The organism is Vibrio owensii (genome assembly GCF_002021755.1).
Lineage (GTDB): Bacteria > Pseudomonadota > Gammaproteobacteria > Enterobacterales > Vibrionaceae > Vibrio > Vibrio owensii.
Genome location: NZ_CP019959.1, coordinates 766117 through 784409, shown reverse-complemented (window position 1 = coordinate 784409; position 18293 = coordinate 766117). Strand labels below are relative to the sequence as shown.

13 protein-coding genes are annotated in these 18293 nt (G+C 44.7%); 5 read left to right on the top strand and 8 right to left on the bottom strand.

Annotated features, from left to right (window positions below; genetic code table 11):
* Positions 1-8 precede the first annotated feature (8 nt).
* The 7 genes from A9237_RS03380 to A9237_RS03350 all read right to left on the bottom strand — a co-directional run bounded on the left by A9237_RS03380 (position 9) and on the right by A9237_RS03350 (position 10085).
* Complete coding sequence (locus A9237_RS03380; protein WP_005437480.1) at positions 9-1943, bottom strand: PrkA family serine protein kinase; 1935 nt, start codon at positions 1941-1943, stop codon at positions 9-11.
* 488 nt (positions 1944-2431) lie between these two features.
* Positions 2432-2932, bottom strand: coding sequence for a YfbU family protein (locus tag A9237_RS03375; RefSeq protein WP_020195025.1), 501 nt, complete (start codon positions 2930-2932; stop codon positions 2432-2434).
* A gap of 158 nt (positions 2933-3090) precedes the next feature.
* Positions 3091-3756, bottom strand: coding sequence for an energy-coupling factor ABC transporter permease (locus A9237_RS03370; protein WP_078607671.1), 666 nt, complete (start codon positions 3754-3756; stop codon positions 3091-3093).
* 182 nt (positions 3757-3938) lie between these two features.
* On the bottom strand, positions 3939-4679 hold the full coding sequence (gene pflA, locus A9237_RS03365) for a pyruvate formate lyase 1-activating protein (protein WP_078607670.1): 741 nt from the start codon (positions 4677-4679) through the stop codon (positions 3939-3941).
* 145 nt (positions 4680-4824) lie between these two features.
* Positions 4825-5802 (bottom strand): lipid A deacylase LpxR family protein, encoded by a 978-nt coding sequence (locus A9237_RS03360; protein ID WP_005437468.1) that lies wholly within the window; start codon positions 5800-5802, stop codon positions 4825-4827.
* A gap of 152 nt (positions 5803-5954) precedes the next feature.
* On the bottom strand, positions 5955-8231 hold the full coding sequence (gene pflB, locus A9237_RS03355) for a formate C-acetyltransferase (RefSeq protein ID WP_009707116.1): 2277 nt from the start codon (positions 8229-8231) through the stop codon (positions 5955-5957).
* Positions 8232-8537: 306 nt separating this feature from the next.
* Positions 8538-10085, bottom strand: coding sequence for a DUF3360 family protein (locus tag A9237_RS03350; RefSeq protein ID WP_005437465.1), 1548 nt, complete (start codon positions 10083-10085; stop codon positions 8538-8540).
* Between the two features lie 457 nt (positions 10086-10542).
* Between A9237_RS03350 and A9237_RS03345 the strand changes: the two genes are divergently transcribed.
* The 5 genes from A9237_RS03345 to A9237_RS03325 all read left to right on the top strand — a co-directional run bounded on the left by A9237_RS03345 (position 10543) and on the right by A9237_RS03325 (position 15355).
* Positions 10543-11997, top strand: a complete 1455-nt coding sequence (locus A9237_RS03345; RefSeq protein ID WP_078607669.1) for a flagellar sheath protein A — start codon at positions 10543-10545, stop codon at positions 11995-11997.
* Positions 11998-12230: 233 nt separating this feature from the next.
* Positions 12231-13001, top strand: a complete 771-nt coding sequence (locus A9237_RS03340; RefSeq protein WP_005446708.1) for an ABC transporter ATP-binding protein — start codon at positions 12231-12233, stop codon at positions 12999-13001.
* Positions 13002-13081: 80 nt separating this feature from the next.
* Positions 13082-13852 carry an ABC transporter substrate-binding protein gene (locus tag A9237_RS03335; protein WP_009707114.1) on the top strand — a complete coding sequence of 257 codons (771 nt, stop codon included), beginning with the start codon at positions 13082-13084 and terminating at the stop codon, positions 13850-13852.
* Positions 13853-13933: 81 nt separating this feature from the next.
* Complete coding sequence (locus A9237_RS03330; RefSeq protein WP_005437461.1) at positions 13934-14674, top strand: ABC transporter permease; 741 nt, start codon at positions 13934-13936, stop codon at positions 14672-14674.
* Positions 14675-14677: 3 nt separating this feature from the next.
* Positions 14678-15355, top strand: coding sequence for an ABC transporter permease (locus tag A9237_RS03325; protein ID WP_005437460.1), 678 nt, complete (start codon positions 14678-14680; stop codon positions 15353-15355).
* Between the two features lie 81 nt (positions 15356-15436).
* Here the strand turns inward: A9237_RS03325 and A9237_RS03320 are convergent, their stop codons facing one another.
* Positions 15437-18292, bottom strand: coding sequence for a calcium-binding protein (locus A9237_RS03320; RefSeq protein WP_078607668.1), 2856 nt, complete (start codon positions 18290-18292; stop codon positions 15437-15439).
* Position 18293: the final 1 nt, after the last annotated feature.

Below are 18293 nucleotides of genomic sequence, written 5' to 3'. Positions count from 1 at the left end.
CAAACTGGTTAGGATGACTTACGTACTCGTAGGTACCACTCAGAAAGTAGGCGAACCTGTTTCTCGGTATAGCCTTTTTCCATCATGCGAGCGACAAAGTCGTCGTGTTTCTTCTGATCTTCAGAAGAGGTTTTCGCATTGAACGAGATAACCGGAAGCAGCTCTTCGGTATTGGAGAACATTTTCTTCTCGATTACCGTGCGCAGTTTTTCGTAGCTGGTCCAAACTGGGTTCTGACCATTGTTATTGGCTTTCGCACGAAGCACAAAGTTGACGATTTCGTTTCGGAAATCTTTCGGGTTAGAGATGCCTGCTGTTTTCTCGATCTTTTCTAGCTCTGCGTTGAGAGAAGCGCGGTCGAATAGCTGACCAGTTTCTGGGTCACGATACTCTTGGTCTTGAATCCAGAAGTCTGCGTATGTGACGTAGCGGTCGAAGATGTTTTGACCGTACTCAGAGTAAGACTCTAGGTAAGCAGTCTGAACTTCTTTACCAATGAACTCGACATAACGAGGCACTAGGTAACCTTTCAAGAACTCAAGGTATTTTTCTGCCACTTCAGAAGGGAACTGTTCACGTTCCACTTGCTGTTCAATCACATAGAACAGGTGAACTGGGTTTGCAGCCACTTCTGTTTGGTCGAAGTTGAATACGCGAGACAGGATCTTGAACGCAAAACGTGTTGATAGGCCGTTCATGCCTTCATCAACGCCAGCGTAATCGCGGTACTCTTGGTAACTCTTCGCTTTCGGATCGGTGTCTTTCAGGGTTTCACCGTCATACACGCGCATCTTCGAGAAAATGGACGAGTTTTCAGGCTCTTTGAGTCGCGAAAGAATACTGAATTGAGCCAGAGTTTCGAGTGTACTAGGTGAACAAGGCGCTTTAGACAGCTCACTGTTTTCAAGCAGTTTCTGGTAGATCTTCACTTCTTCCGATACGCGCAGACAGTAAGGCACTTTCACGATGTAAACACGGTCCAAGAACGCTTCGTTGTTCTTGTTGTTACGGAAGGTTTGCCACTCGGATTCGTTCGAGTGAGCCAAAATCATACCGTCGAATGGAATCGCCGATAGACCTTCAGTACCGTTAAAGTTACCTTCTTGAGTTGCCGTTAAGAGTGGGTGTAGCACCTTGATTGGCGCTTTAAACATCTCAACGAATTCCATCAAGCCTTGGTTCGCTTTACACAGTGCACCAGAGTAGCTGTAGGCATCTGGGTCGTCTTGTGAGAAATGCTCAAGTTGGCGGATATCGACTTTACCAACCAGCGATGAAATATCTTGGTTGTTTTCATCACCTGGTTCAGTTTTCGCGATACCTACTTGGTCGAGGATAGATGGGCGAACTTTCAGCACTTTAAATTTGGTAATATCACCGCCAAACTCGTGCAGGCGCTTCGCAGCCCACGGTGACATGATTGAGCGTAGGTAACGATGCTCAATACCATACTCTTTCTTCAAGATCTCACCGTCTTCTGTCGGATTGAATAGACAGAATGGATGGTCATTTACTGGGCTTCGTTCACCGTTTGCGCTCAATACATAAACGGGCATTTTTTCCATCAGTGCTTTTAATTTCTCGGCAAGCGATGATTTACCACCACCCACAGGGCCGAGTAAGTACAGAATTTGTTTGCGCTCTTCCAAACCTTGCGCAGCATGCTTGAGGTAAGAAACAATCTGTTCGATTGCATCTTCCATGCCATAGAAGTCTTTGAAGGTTTCATAACGAGAGATAACTCGGTTTGAGAAGATGCGGCTCAATCTTGGGTCTTGAGCAGTATCAATGACTTCCGGCTCTCCGATAGCCATCAGTAGTCGTTCTGCCGCGTTGGCATAAGCGCTTTTGTCATCCTTACACAGGGCCAAAAACTCCTGTAACGACATCTCTTCATCTTTTGCAGCTTCATATCTTGATTGATAGTGGTCGAAAATACTCATGTCGCTTTCCCCTTTAACTAGTCAGTCTACCGACGAACGTTGACGCAGGCTTATCCATCCTTGATATGCCCTTCGTTGTATGAACTTATACGTCCTGTTATCTCGTTTGGTTTGTACTGAATGCAAGCTAGACAACACCAAAGACTTTGCTTTATGGACATTTTTCACTGCAACGGAGAACGATGGATAGGTACCTTTCAATCACTCCCTTTCTCATTCTAAGCCTAGTCGGGGATTTCCAATTTTGCTTAACAATTATGAATTTATTGCAAAAGTGACATTTGAATCACTGTTTGAAGAGAGAAAAATTTGTGCTGTGAATAGGAGGTTGAGAAATCAGATATTTGGCTTTGAATCACGGGAATGAGTGATTCGTACGTAAGCAAGGGGAAAGATAGGCAAAAGTGCGTTGGTAGGAATGAGGTTAATTGTGACAGGGCAAAAGAAAAAAGGAGAGCCTTTGCTCTCCTTTTCAAATACTTGCTGTGTTATGCACTAAAGATTTGCGCTAACTCGTTCGCACATAGATGGTACTGACGAGGGCAGTTGCGCCACGTTTTTAGCATGCGACGGTATTTCTCTAGCGTTGGCATTTGGCTGTTGAAGTGGTGGTCTGCTTTATCAAATTGAGGGTAAAGACCTTCTGAATCCACTAGGAAGCGCACGTAATGCACTTGCTGTGCTTCTGTTGCGATGTCGAAGCCAAGGAACTGAAGGCGACGCTGATCAACTTTGCTACGCTCTTCATCATCCAGCATTTTGTTGGATTCTTGCATTGCATGGTACATCTCCATGATATCGATAATTTCACGACATTCTGTTTCAGTGATGCAGCCAAAATCTTTGTTCAACTCACGCATTTGCAACTCATAGCCACGTTCTACGATAGTTTGTAGACGCTTGTATTTTGCCGCATTGTTAGGGTCAAGTTGAGACATTAGGTTGTACTGGTTTGATAGGATCAAACGTTGAGCGTTTGACATTTCCATGATGACCTCACTAAATAATCTAATACATTTTTAATGTGCTTAGGTTAACGTTTCGGACGAAGGTGAAACATGATCTCAACACATATTTAATATGAAAAATGGCAAGAATTGTCGAATTTAGCCAGTTTACAAACACCGTGTTAATGGGTGATGACAGCTTATTTATGGTAGTGATTGTATATATAGTCTCGGTCTGAAAATACTCGCAACCATTCTGGTTTGAATACGGTCAATACGGCCAGAGACATCCCGTTGAGTAGGCCTTCAGGGAAGGCGAGTAGCGGAACGAAAACAAAGTAATTGTGTTGGATAGTTTGCCAGTCGTAGTGACCCACAGAAAGATGATAAAACGAGTTGATGAGTAAATGCAGGCTGCCGGTGAGTGCTCCATTGAAGAACCCGGCCACAAAAATGAAAACAAAAATGTTACGTGGAAGGTAACGGTAGCTGAGCAAAAAAATTAGATAGCTGATGAGTATCGGCACTAGTGCTGAAAGAACCCATGCTGAAGGCAACATAGACAGTGGAATACCATGCAGCAAATGGTTGACGAGCATGGCAGGGATACTAAGTAGAAACGCGATTCGCCAGCCATACATCATGGTCAATGTTGTTAGCGCTAGAAAGTGAATCTGAAGGCCATCCTTCACACCAGCCTGCGCAGACCACAAAATACACAGCAGAAACAGTGTGGCGAAGACCAAGTGTTGGAAAGGTTTCTCATGTGTCATCTTAGGCCAAACGGCGTTGCGCCAATCTGGCAAGCAATAAGCTATAAAAACCCAACCAACAATGATGATCGAGACAAAATTAAACCAATCCATGTGTACTATCCCAACTCTGATTCCTGCGAGTTTACTTCTTGTTTACTACCTTGATATACGTCCGATACGGCTTTAACAGGGCATCGAAAGTGGTAGTTTGTTTGATGTATTAGGCAACGTATAGACAAAAAAATACCAGCGAGCTGCTGGTATCTTCAAAATATTCAATAGCCTAGCGAGGCTTAGTATTTCACATTTGAGTGGTATTTAGAAAGGATCGATTGGATTTCGTCCATGGTCTCTTTTGACGGAGGGTTAACGCCATCAAGCGGGTACTCAAGACCCAGAGCCTCCCACTTGTGTGCACCAAGTTTGTGGTAAGGAAGGAGCTCTACCTTCTCAATGTTGTCCATATCTTTGATGAACTCACCAAGCATGTGTGCAGCCTCTGGTTCATCAGTGTAACCAGGTACTACCACGTAACGAATCCAAGTCTTTTGACCGATCTTATGTAGGTAACGAGCAAAGTCTAAAACACGACGGTTAGACACACCAATGAAGTCTTGGTGGATTTCGTCTTTCATGTGTTTTAAGTCAAGCATGACTAGGTCAGTCGCATCCAACACTTCATCGATCACGTCAGTGTGTTTACGGATGTAGCCATTGGTATCCAGACAAGTGTGAATGCCTTCTGCTTGAGCAGCGCGGAAGAAGTCACGAACGAACTCAGGTTGAAGCATTGCTTCACCGCCAGAACACGTGACACCACCGCCAGATGCATTCATAAAGTGACGGTAAGTTTTTGCTTCTGCAATAATCTCTTCAACCGTAACTTCTTTGCCATCATGCGTGTCCCAAGTATCACGGTTATGGCAATACTTACAACGCATTAGGCAACCTTGCAAGAAGACGATAAAACGGATACCAGGTCCGTCTACGGTACCACATGACTCAAATGAGTGAATACGACCAGTTGTTGACATCTTTTGCTCTCATTTTTTAATAAATTCTGACCGTTATTTTATTACAAATTGCAGGGTTAAAACAGTCTAAGAGGGCTTTCGTTGGTGAGATAGTGAGCAAAGAAAGCGGCGAATGAAAACTCACACGCCGCATAGGGGCATTTAATTAGAAGAAGGCGAAGAAAGAAAGAGAGCCAGTGCCGTAAACATCGGTTTGTGCCTCTTTATAGTCCGGTGTTTTTACCGTGAAGGTTAAGCTTGCGCCATAATTTTGGTTGTACCAAGTCGCACCAGCAACCGCACTTGCTTGCCAGTTTTGTAGCGTCACATCGTATTGATCTGATGGCTCAGGAAGACCAGAACGATCGCCTTCGATAGTGATGTCGTTAAAGCGGTAACGCCCCTCGAATCCGGTAAACAAGAACCAACTCGAAGTGCTTTTAGCCAGCATACTCGCGTGGAATGGACTCTCGACGCTGATGTTTGCCGCGCCAATACTGTTTGCTAAGTTGGTACCCCAACGGAACATCACGCCTTGTGAAACGTCACTACGGAAGTTACCTGCGTTGATGTCGTTTACGTTGGTGATTTCCCACTGTGTACTTTCGCCTTCGCTGCGCATCAGTTTGTTGAATGCACGGTAACCTACGCTGAATGCGATCTCATCATCAATTTGGTAGTCCCAGCCTTGAGGATCGGTTGAACCCGTAATGCTATGAACTAATTCCTGTGCTTTTTCTGACAGCGAGCTCTCACCAGTCGCACCGATGGTGAAGTTGTAACGTACTGCTTGGTCAGGCGTCAGTGAGATGTAGTTGATTTCGGTATGAAGGTAGCCGGCATAAGGGCGGTCATTAACAAGAGGGTAGTCGGCTTCAATGTCACTAGGTGTGTACATCTTATGGCCCAGGACCAACTCAATTTTATCTACGTTGCTTTGGCCGTTGCCGTTTAAGGTAAACCATTTCCACTCAGAGTCTTCACGCAATTTGTCGGTTGCGTAAGAAAGGAAAATACCGTTGGTGTAATCTTGGTCTACGCCAAAGATGCCATCGTTATCTAAAGTGAAAGAGACTGTGGATTTTGTGGTTGCAAGTGCCGCTGGAGACACCAAGGCAAGGACGATTAATTTACTAAGTTTCATATAGGATGTTTGCAAGCTTTTTGCGCATCATACGGAAGATCGAGAACAAAATCTTAGGCAATGTCACAACTTTAGTTCAAGACACAAAAAAAGGCCGACGCTATACAGCATCGGCCTCTGTTCTATCACTCAAAGTGCTAATTCAATCAGTCTTATAGAGACTCAGTGAATGTACGTGCGATTACGTCAGCTTGTTGCTCTGCAGTTAGAGAGTTGAAGCGTACAGCGTAACCAGATACACGGATTGTTAGCTGAGGGTATTTCTCTGGGTGCTTAACAGCGTCTTCTAGAGTTTCGCGGTTAAGAACGTTCACGTTTAGGTGTTGACCACCTTCAACGCCAGCTTCGTGGTGGAAGTAACCATCCATTAGACCAGCAAGGTTAGCACGTTGTGAACCTTCATCTTTACCTAGAGCGTTAGGTACGATAGAGAACGTGTAAGAGATACCATCTTTAGCGTGAGCAAACGGTAGTTTACCTACAGACGTTAGAGACGCTACAGCACCTTTTTCGTCACGGCCGTGCATTGGGTTAGCACCTGGTGCGAAAGGAGCACCTGCGCGACGACCGTCAGGCGTGTTACCAGTCTTCTTACCGTATACCACGTTTGAAGTGATAGTTAGGATAGACTGAGTAGGGATTGCGTCACGGTAAGTCTTAAGCTGACGAATCTTGTTCATGAATACTTCAACAAGTTCACAAGCGATGTCATCTACGCGAGCATCGTTGTTACCGAATTTAGGGTAGTCGCCTTCGATTTCGAAGTCGATTGCTACGCCATCTTCGTCACGAACTGGTTTAACTTTCGCGAATTTGATTGCAGATAGTGAGTCAGCTGCAACAGATAGACCAGCAATACCACAAGCCATAGTACGACGAACGTCACGGTCATGTAGAGCCATTAGTGCAGCTTCGTAGCTGTACTTGTCATGCATGAAGTGGATGCTGTTTAGTGCAGTCACGTACTGCTTAGCTAGCCAATCCATGAAGTGGTCTAGTTTGCCCCATACATCGTCGAAGTCTAGAACTTCGTCAGTGATCTTAGGCATTTGAGGACCAACTTGGATCTTCAGTTTCTCATCCACACCGCCGTTGATAACGTATAGAAGAGTCTTAGCTAGGTTAGCGCGAGCGCCGAAGAACTGCATGTGTTTACCAATGATCATTGGAGATACACAACATGCGATTGCGTAGTCATCAGACTCGAAGTCTGGACGCATTAGGTCATCGTTCTCGTACTGGATTGATGAAGTATCGATAGATACTTTCGCACAGAACTTCTTGAAGCCTTCAGGTAGTTGCTCAGACCAAAGAACAGTGATGTTTGGCTCTGGAGAAGGACCCATTGTGTATAGAGAGTTTAGGAAACGGAAGTTTGAACGCGTAACTAGCGTACGACCGTCAAGACCCATACCACCCATAGACTCTGTTGCCCAGATTGGGTCGCCAGAGAATAGATCATCGTACTCAGGAGTACGTAGGAAACGAACCATACGTAGTTTCATTACGAAGTGGTCGATCATTTCCTGTGCGTCAACTTCAGTGATCTTACCTTCAGCGATATCACGCTCGATGTAGATATCTAGGAAAGTAGAAGTACGACCTAGAGACATAGCTGCGCCGTTTTGAGATTTAACAGCTGCTAGGTAACCGAAGTAAGTCCATTGGATTGCTTCTTGTGCAGTTTCAGCTGGACGAGAGATGTCACAGCCGTATTTCGCAGCCATAACTTTCATTTGACCAAGTGCACGGTGCTGCTCAGCGATCTCTTCGCGAAGCTGCATAGTCATCTGTAGATCTTCACCGTTCTCAAAACGCTCTTGTAGAGACTTGAATTGAGCTAGCTTGTCTTGCATTAGACGGTCGATACCGTATAGAGCAACACGACGGTAGTCACCGATGATACGACCACGGCCGTAAGCATCTGGAAGACCAGTTAGAACGCCTGATTTACGACATGCTAGGATATCTGGAGTGTAGATATCGAATACGCCAGCGTTGTGCGTTTTACGGTATTCTGTGAAGATTTTCTTAACTTGTGGATCAAGCTCGCGATCGTAAGCTTTGCAAGAACCTTCAACCATACGGATACCACCGTTAGGGATGATTGCACGCTTAAGAGGAGCTTCAGTTTGTAGACCTACGATAGTTTCTAGGTCTTTTTCGATGTAGCCTGCATCGTGAGCAGTGATGGTAGAGATAACTGAAGTATCGAAATCAACAGGAGCGTGAGTCGCGTTCTCTTGTTTGATACCTTCCATTACCTTAGCCCAAAGCTTGTTAGTCGCTTCAGTACCTTCAGAAACTAGGAAAGATTCGTCGCCTTCGTACGGAGTGTAGTTCTTCTGAATGAAATCACGAACGTTTACTTCGTTTTGCCAGTCGCCTGCAGCAAAACCTTCCCAAGCTTTAGCAAATTGCTCTGCCATGACATACCTACCTTTGTAGTAGAAAAAAATACGTACTGGTTCGCCGTTGAGCCAGCTATCTCCACTTTCAAATGGAGAACAGTACACTCTTAATGAATAACAATATTTATAGTCTTAAATAAGAAAGTTTGGTTCATAAAACTATAAATATTGTCACTGCTAACAATGTGGGTTCTTCCCAACCACAATTCAAGGCTACACTAAAAAAATTTTGCAAACCTTAAACTAAATCAATAAATACTAAAAAAACTCAATAAAAATTGGGTAGCGACAAGCGCTACCCACACAATTTTTGAACGAATGTCATTATAGCCAAGCTTTAATGCCATATTGTCCTTCTAGCATACCTACTGCAAGCATAGCGACTAAACAGATAACAAGTACACCTACAGGGATCACAATCTTGTCTACAAATGATAGGCGAGATGCACGCTCTTTATCACCAATTAGACCGTTGTTGTCTAGAAGCATCGTCAGTGCCCAAGCAAGTACCGGGTTAACAACTGCTGAACCAAAGATACAGATACCTGCTGCTTGAGAATCTTTCGAGTCTTTCACCATTTGCATACCCGCTTCAAGTAGAGGTAGAGATACACCTACAAGAAGAGCAACACGCATTACTGGTGGCCATACCGCGATATCCATTGGGAAACCAAGGATTGCGATGATCATTACTAAAAGACCTAGAAGGATAGCACCACCAGGGATAGGGCGTTTCGCGATCGCTGCTGGGATCATGTAAGTACCCCAAGATGAAGTGATGTTACCACCACCCACCGCTGTACCTACCATCTGACGGATAGAACACATAGTCATTGTGTCATCAACGTCCATTAGTACTTTTTCAGTTTTTCTAGGGTAGTTCAGTTCTTGGAAGATACGGTGGCCAAGGAAATCAGGAGACCACATTGCTACTGCTAGGATTGCAAACGGTAGTGATGCGATGAAGTGTTCCATATTAGGAAGACCTAGCATCCAACCTTCTTCTGTGCTGCCCCACCAGTAAACTGGGTTTAGGTTAGGAAGACCTGTTTCAGTTACGAATTTAATATCGAAACCTGCACCTAGTACAAGCGCGATTGCAAGGCCTGTGAAAGCACATACTGGAATTGCTAGCCAACGCTTGTTCACTTTTGCAAGGAACGCGTATAGCGCGATAGTCACTGCTAGTACGATAAGACCAACGTAACCCATGCTGCCCGCTTCAACAGTAGAAGATTGTAGACCAACCGCCCATTCTTGAATCGAAGTAATTTGGCTCATGGTACCTGTTAAGCCCAAGAAGATAAGCAAGCCACCGGCTGTACCTTCTGAGGTGAGGTTCACCAGTTTGGAGCCGCCTTTCAAGGCACTTAGTAGAAGGCCGAATACACCGATTAGAATTGCCAATGCAAGAGGGTGGGCACCAGCTAGAGCGATGGTACCAATAAGAGGGATCATTGGACCGTGGTTACCTGCAAGGTTGGCTTTAGGGTTAACAAAACCAGAAGCAAGTACACAGAAAAGGAGTGCAGGGATAAGCATTTCTACACGAGCAACTTCGATAGCAAAATCTTTGCCTAAGTTAACGTGGTCCCATGCTGCAGTAAGACCTTCAGCCCAAGACATCATTACCGCAGAGTACATTGCGATAATACCGATAGTACCAGCAAGTGCTGGAACAAGGTCTTCAAGCTCAAAGCGGAAGTCACGACCTGGTAAGTTCAAACCATAGCGACGTGGCTTCATGATTTGTAGTTCGTGGTCTAGGTAGTCTGAACGGCTTGCGAACTCAGATGATGGACGGTGAAGCTCGCGGTAGCTTTTAGTCTCGATATCCGAATCAGAGTGCGCTTTATTCACTGCGTCTGACATAGATTCCTCATATATTTAAAAGTTATGAATTCTAAATTGAATTGTGTTTTTCCGCTTCCTGCGGCACTTCCTATGCTAGCTATTATTAGATTTTGTTGCACGAACAACTCGTGCCTAAGCATAGCTAATAACTTGTTGTGTTGAGGCACAAAAAATTCCTCATCATTGGGGCGGAGTCTAGCAAGATAGCCCTTTGGGGTGATTGATTTAGATCACTTTAAGAATAGATGTGAAAGAAAACTACAGAAAGTGTCTGGCATGCGAACAACATGGTTATTTCGTGTGTAATTCGATTACACAAGTTGCATAAAATTAGACTTTGTTTTGCAGAAATAGTGCTCAATAATATTTATTGATGTCATTCATAGGTTGTATAAAAAGCTGGCTTCATTCTTGCTTAGTACCAAGCAGAGACGATTTTTTGGCTAATCATTGCCGCTCAGTTTAGGAAGAAGACATGAAACAGCTTAAAGTACTGCCGCTAGTGGCAATTATTTCGGGATTAATGGTCGGTTGTGGCGGCGGCGGTGGCGGCGGTGGCGGTGCACCTCAAACTCCTTTTAACTTCACCTTTGTTGCAGCAAAAACTCAAGCGTTGGCAAGTAATGGTTCATGTACGATTTATGATCGTTTTGACTTGAATAATGAAGAGCAAGTGTTGAACTACCATCGTCTAGGTGGCGTTCTTGATACTCAACTAACGGCTTACTACTCTGATGCGTCAGGAAACCGTGAAGGTGACTTAGTAACAGCGAACAACGATAAACTGACTATCATTCTACAGTCGATTCCTGATGGCGGCAGCGTGACGGTGCAAGAAGTAAATGGCACTATCATTAATGCCATCACATTCTCAAAAGATCTGTTGGAAGCCGACTCTTCGCTACGAAATGTATACCTTTCAGCCGATGCTAATGTGAGTAATACTACCTGTCTAACAGGAAACAACGACTCGATCGTTAATAAAACAAACCTCGATTACAAAGCGGCAGAAGATGCCGTAGGTAACCCATATTCAACGTTCTACTTTGATTCTCAGCTAGAGACGGTAACGGCAAACGAATCACGCTTTACTAAAGGCGAAGTGTTGCCAGCAGTGAGCACTGAAATAACAATGGTTGCTCAGTACCGAACAGATGCTCGTTCTTCTCTATACCAATATGGTTTTGAGGATTGGGCGGACGATCGCATGGTATTTGCTGGTACACCTTCTACTCCAATGGTGAGTTCTTCTGGTATCAATTTTTCTACTATTGATATTGATACGATTTATAAAAACTTTGCTTATCGTCTAGCTGAAGTGCCTAAGACGAGTGCTTTTTATCACCCTGATGCTTTAAAAGGCGATGTGTGGACATTCAGTGTTGATGGCACAATCTCAACTCCGGGATGGGAAGCAGCATATACGGACAAAGTTTCTGACAACTTTAGTATCGTAGTTGATGATGCTTCACTGTTTGCTGTAAACAACACTCAGAATACAAAACCAGGTGTGTCAAATAGCGTTGTTGATCTATCAGATAGTATCGGTCTGGGTAACGAAAACGGACTGCAGCGCGTAAGCTACCAAGAAGGTACAACTGTAGGGTCTACGCCATATGTGGTAAGGCACTCTGTTTACTCACTGATTGAACGTAGTATTGTTGTACCAGATTTGGATTACTCAAGTGTACCTGCTGGTGCTGAAGATGATCTTGTGATCTCTAATAGCTCTCAGATCACACAAAGCTATGTTTTCACCGAAGACGAAGGTGATGTACAAGCAGCAGACTTCTTAACAGCTTTTGCTAACGGTAATGGTACAGACACTAAAGAAGATGTGCTTGGTATTGTTATGAATGAGAAACAAGTTCGTGATATGGCAAACCGAGTGGCACAAACTAAAACTCTGCTTTTAGAGAGAACTAATTAACAGTTTTGTATCTTATTTAGCCCCTCTCTTGAGGGGCTTTTTTATGTCAATTATTCAACAATAAAAGAATATAACGCTAAATATTGCATATTCATTTGATTGTTGTATCTATCTATTCGAATTATTTAGGTTAATAATTTGTTGCAACTTCTCTAGGGTGGTGATAGTTTGTTCCAATTCAAAGAGGGCGGAGTCCCTTATTGCAGTGATTAAAACACAGGGAGTAAGGCGCAATGAATGACGTACCAGCGCTAGATATCAAAGACCTGCACAAAACATTTGGACAGAATGAAGTTCTTAAAGGCATTTCACTTGCCGCTCATAAAGGAGATGTTATCTCCATCATTGGCTCTTCCGGTTCTGGTAAGAGTACCTTCCTAAGATGTATTAACCTTCTTGAGACCCCAACTGCCGGCGAAATTTGGGTAAACGGTGAGCTTATCCAAATGAAAAATAACCGAGCAGGGGAGTCCGTTCCTGCCAACGAAAAGCAAGTACAGCGTATTCGCTCTCGTTTAGCCATGGTATTTCAAGGCTTTAACCTTTGGTCACATCTAACCGTTCTAGAAAACGTGATTGAAGCACCGGTTCATGTTCTTGGCGTGCCGAAAGCACAAGCGATTGAAAACGCAGAGCTGCTTTTGAAAAAAGTTGGACTATATGAACGCAAAGATTACTACCCAGGGCACCTTTCTGGTGGTCAGCAGCAACGTGCCGCTATTGCTCGTGCGCTTGCAGTAGACCCTGAAGTGATGTTGTTCGATGAGCCAACCTCCGCACTCGATCCTGAGCTAGTTGGTGAAGTTTTGGGGGTAATGCGAGACTTGGCTGATGAAGGCCGAACCATGTTAGTTGTGACGCATGAAATGGCTTTTGCGCGTGACGTATCTAACCATGTGATGTTTTTGCATCAAGGCTTAGTGGAAGAACAGGGAGATCCAGCTAAGCTATTTACAAACCCAGATTCGGAACGATTACAGCAATTTATCTCATCAATCTACTAATATTTCTTGGGTGGCAGTCTTTTGCCACCTATTAAGCACAACAATCAAAACCAAATAAAAGCAATCACAGGAGTATGGAAATGAAAAAGTGGTTATTAGCAGCAACGCTTGCTGCGACGGCAGTGTCTGGTATGGCTCAAGCGAAAGAATGGAAAACCGTTCGCTTTGGTATTGAGGGCGCTTACCCTCCGTTTAGCTGGACAGAAACCGATGGCTCAATCAAAGGCTTTGACGTAGATATGGCAAATGCACTTTGTGAAGAGATGCAAGTGAAGTGTCAGATCGTTGCTCAGGATTGGGATGGCATCATTCCTTCTCTACTTGCCCGTAAATACGATGCGATCATTGCGGCAATGTCTATCACTGAAGAACGCAAAAAGAAAGTCGACTTCACTGGTAAGTACGCTCAAATTCCAAACAAATTCATCGCTAAGAAAGGCGCAGGTTTAGATTTTGATAATCTTAAAGATGTGAAAGTTGGTGTTCAACGTGCGACGACACACGACAAGTACTTGACGGATAACTACGGTGACGATGTCGAAATCGTTCGCTACGGTTCATTCGACGAAGCGTACCTAGATCTTGCTAACGGTCGTATCGCTGCTGTATTGGGTGATGCATCTGCCCTTGAAGAAGGCGTACTAAACAAAGCGGGCGGTGAAGCGTATGAATTTGTTGGTCCTTCTTTAACTGACCCTAAATGGTTTGGTGAAGGTATGGGGATTGCCGTTCGTAAACAAGATAAAGATTTGACGAAGAAGCTAGACGCAGCGATTAACGCGCTACGTGAAAAAGGTGTTTACCAAGAAATCGCGGGTAAATACTTCAACTACGATGTTTACGGCGACTAAGCCGTAGCTAAGCGACCGTTAGCTTGTTCCTAGAAGTCGCTAACGGTCGATTTTTGAGTTTTAGGGATTAGGAACTCACCTATGCTGGATCTACAAGGATATGAAGCCTCGATTTTAAAAGGGGCGCTAGTAACCATCGAAGTCGCCGTACTTTCTCTGATTTTAGCCGTTGTTCTTGGCATGCTTGGTGCCTTAGCAAAGCTTGCTCCTTACAAGTGGGCGAGGGCAATAGCGACGCTATACACCACCATCATTCGCGGTATCCCAGATTTGGTTCTGATGATGTTGATCTTCTTTGGTGGTCAAATTCTATTGAACAACAGCCTTTACTCTATCAACGAGACGCTTAATGAATGGTTTACCTCAAGTAACCCTGATCATGAGTGGACGTCTTACTTGCCAGATTACATTGATGTCAGCCCGTTTATTGCCGGTGTATTGACCATTGGCTTTATCTTTGGCGCTTATATGGCGGAGACATTCCGCGGAGCAATCATGGCGGTAGACAAAGGCGAGTTGGAGGCGGCAAAAGCTTATGGCATGAGCCCCGTAATGTCTTTTCGAAGAATCCTCTTACCACAAATGATTCGTCATGCCTTACCCGGCTTTGGTAACAACTGGTTAGTGTTGCTCAAGACGACGGCTTTAGTTTCCATCATCGGTTTGGAAGACATGGTTCGTATGAGCTCATTAGCAGCAGGTACAACCAAAATGCCGTTCACCTTCTATATGGCCGTCGCGATCATCTTTTTGTTCTTTACCAGCGTTTCGACCGGTTTGCTTAAGCTGGTGGAACGTAAATTCAGTATTCACGCGAGGTAAGCCATGGATTTTTCATTGATAATTGAAAGTTTCCCGGTCTACCTAGATGGATTGTGGACGACAGTATGGTTAGTTGCTTTAGCGCTTGTGATTGGTCTATGTGTATCAATTCCATTAGCTATCGCACGTAACAGCACGAATTACGCGTTAAGTTTGCCATCATGGGCGTTTATTTACTTTTTCCGCGGGACGCCATTGCTGGTGCAGCTTTATCTCATTTACTACGGTATGGACCAATTCTTCCCAGTGAAAGACACGCTTTGGGAGCATGCTTGGTTCTGTGCCTTGGTGGCTTTCGTTCTTAACACTTCGGCTTACACGGCGGAAATCATTCGTGGTGCGATCAATGGTTTGCCAAAGGGCGAAGTAGAAGCCGCAAAAGCATACGGCATGAGCAAGTTTATGACTTACCGTCGTATCATCTTGCCAAGTGCGCTTCGCAGAGCGTTACCTGCTTATTCGAACGAAGTCATCTTTATGCTTCACGGCAGTGCGGTTGCAGGTATCATCACCATCATGGACCTAACTGGTGCCGCACGATTGGTGAACTCAAGATACTACGCTCCGTTTGAGTCCTTCTTGACGGCAGGCCTGTTCTATATGGCGTTGACATTTATTATTCTTTGGTGCTTTAAAATTGCCGAGAAACGTTTCTTGGCGTATCTAAGACCATTGAGCTAGTACATGCCTATTGTTCGGATACGTAAAGAAAGAGCGCCAATTGGCGCTCTTTTTAGGTAGATGAAGGGCGAGTGAGTTTACCTATACAAATTGGAAATCACCGTCAAAGGCTGCGTCGGTATAAATGACGACTTCTTTACCACCTTTGGTAAAGGTGTAGGCTGTTAATACATCTGAGCCTGATAGGCCTAAGGAATCAATCATGCCTTGGTCTAGCTTGTAATCTGATGACGCCATAAGGTCCGCCACCGTCATAGTAACACCATCATCGGGATCGCCTTGAGTATCGCTTTCTAGGCTCCAACCATTGCTTTCATCGAGCTTGATATCTTCTACACCAAGTGCAAAGAATTCTGATTGGCCATCGTCTTTACTCTTGGTGTTATCGCTAGCTCCACCTTGGTGGTACGCCTTGCCAAGGGTCAAGGTAACAGAGTCTTCGTCACTACTAGTACCTATTACCGCTTCAATACCTTTGATGTTGTCTGCATCTTGACCTTTCGACATATCGATATCGATAGGGCCATCTTTATCGTTGGCGACAAGAACGTCGAATCCTTTACCACCTCGGATTAACGTATCGTCCGCATCGTAAGCAATAGTATCGTTGCCTTTGCCACCACGAACTTCGTCAGCACCACTACCGCCAATGATCACGTCATCGCCTTTGCCGCCTTTAAGTACATCGACACCTGCACCGCCATCTAGCCAGTCGTCACCTCGGCCACCTTTCAGTAGTTCCGGTTCCGCAACTGTCGTGACATTATGCTCAACATCATTAAAGTCGTTGTCATTACCTGATAAGTCAGTATTGTCGTTCCATTGGAACAAGGATGTTCCTTCACCGTTCGGAGATACTTGCGCATGAATCGGTAGACCCAGTTCGAACGCTACTTCATTAAGAGTCTGTAGATTTAGATCGAAGTCAGTTAGTTCGACAACGCCATCAACAATACCTTTATCTGCACCGTCTGGAACAATGAAGAAGCCCAACTTACAGGCTTCGCCGCCCATCATTTCTTTTGAAATAGACGTCGATGAGCTTTCGACGTTCTTAACGTCAGACCACAAGATGCCTACATTTACTACATCCCCATTGGAATCTGCAGTATAGAACCCAAGAGAATTGTTGAATCCAGCGTCTGATCCTATGAGTTCGACATCAAAAGTGCCATTAAACTCGCTGATGTCATACATGCCGTTTTCTGGCGTAGGCAAGGTTTCTTGGTTATCACCACCAAGTAGAACATCATCACCGCGTCCACCGTGTAACTTATCTGTACCATCACCAGTGAGACCAACCGCTTCTACCGATGTAACAAAGAAATCACTCGCGTCCTGCCCATTGCCTTTGTCAAATTCAGGTCCAACAGCAGAAAACTGAATTTCATCAAAAGCTTTGAAGCCCGTGTCTTCAGGTGTTATTTCTAAGTAGCCGCTGTGGTTGTTGCCATCTTTCAAATCAGCAGCCGTGAAGTCTCCTTCAGCGACAAGAATACCTTCTCGGTAAGCTGCCCAATGACCAGTTTCATCAACGCCATCATTACCTTCATCGAGGTAGAGATTCGAAATGCCCACTTTGGCTGCCATTGTATGTTCTTCTAGACATACAGACAGAATCTCTGACCCTATTGTGTCTGGTCCAGCACCGTCACTGTCGATGTACGAGTAGCCGATCTGTGAGTTAACACCGCTTTCCGAGTTGCCTTTTACACCGTATCCGGTTTCACCGTTCGCTGCTCCTTTGGTGACAAGCATGCCCTCTGAACCATCAGGATTGTAAGCTGTCGCGTTATCAAGACCCAAACCGTCACCCTCTGGTGCCTCAGCGGAGTCTAAATCTAACTCAAACTTACCAGACTGCTCATTGAAAGAAAGGGCATCAAAATTGTCACCAATGAGTACGTCTGCGCCTTTGTTACCTCGGATTAAGTCATCACCGGGTTTCGAGCTTTCATCGATATTGTCTCCGTCTCTAGGAGTGCCATCACCAATCAATACATCGTTAGCTTGGTATTGGTGAAGAGCGACATTATCGAGTAGGGAACCAAGCGAATCTTCGTTACCATCGGCCATAAATGAAATGGTATGTTCGCCAGCGCCTAGATCTAGATCTAGATTGACCGTTTCCCAGCCATAGTTGTTGTATGTTCCGACAACTTCGCCATCAATGAGAACCTTCAGACCGTTTGTGTCTGCATTAGAGGTGCGGTTGGTGTGATCAAATGAGAGTTTGAATGTGCCTGCGGTATCAACCGTGAAGGTTTGACTGACGGTTGAGTTGGTTACGGTATTATCGCCATCTTTATGAGAATCAAGTTCTAATACGTTTTCTCTTGCTGGATCTTTGTTAGACCCATAACCGCCATCGTTTTGGATTTCGATTAAACCTTCGGTTGCTTCCCATCCACCATAACTAGAGTAGGTTTGCCAGCCGCCATGATCGACAACAGGAGTATCGCCTACGCTATCATCAAAATCACCATTGGCTAGTAAGTTATTGTCATCCGTTTTAGCTCGACGATCACCATAAATAATGTCGTTGTTACCACCGCCTTCGACATAGTCGTTGCCAGAGCCAGCAACAATGATGTCATCGACACACCCCACATGCTCTACGTCTTTATCACGAGCTAAGTCGATGTTGGGATTTACGCCAGCTTCGTCTTTTGCATCAATACTGTGGTTCCATGATTCGATAACATCGTTACCGTCTCCGGATTTAATTGCTTCAGATCCTCGACCTCCGGCAATAAAATCATCACCATCGCCTGTCTTAACGATATCGTCACCTTTACCAGCGCGAACTTCTAGATCTGCGCCTGAATTGTCTTCAAGGTGATTATCTACATCCCTTGACACTCCATCTTGAGTTGGCCCGTCTACTAGATTGCCAACTTTTGCATTGGTGTCTGTTACAGAAACTTCTTCCGCCATT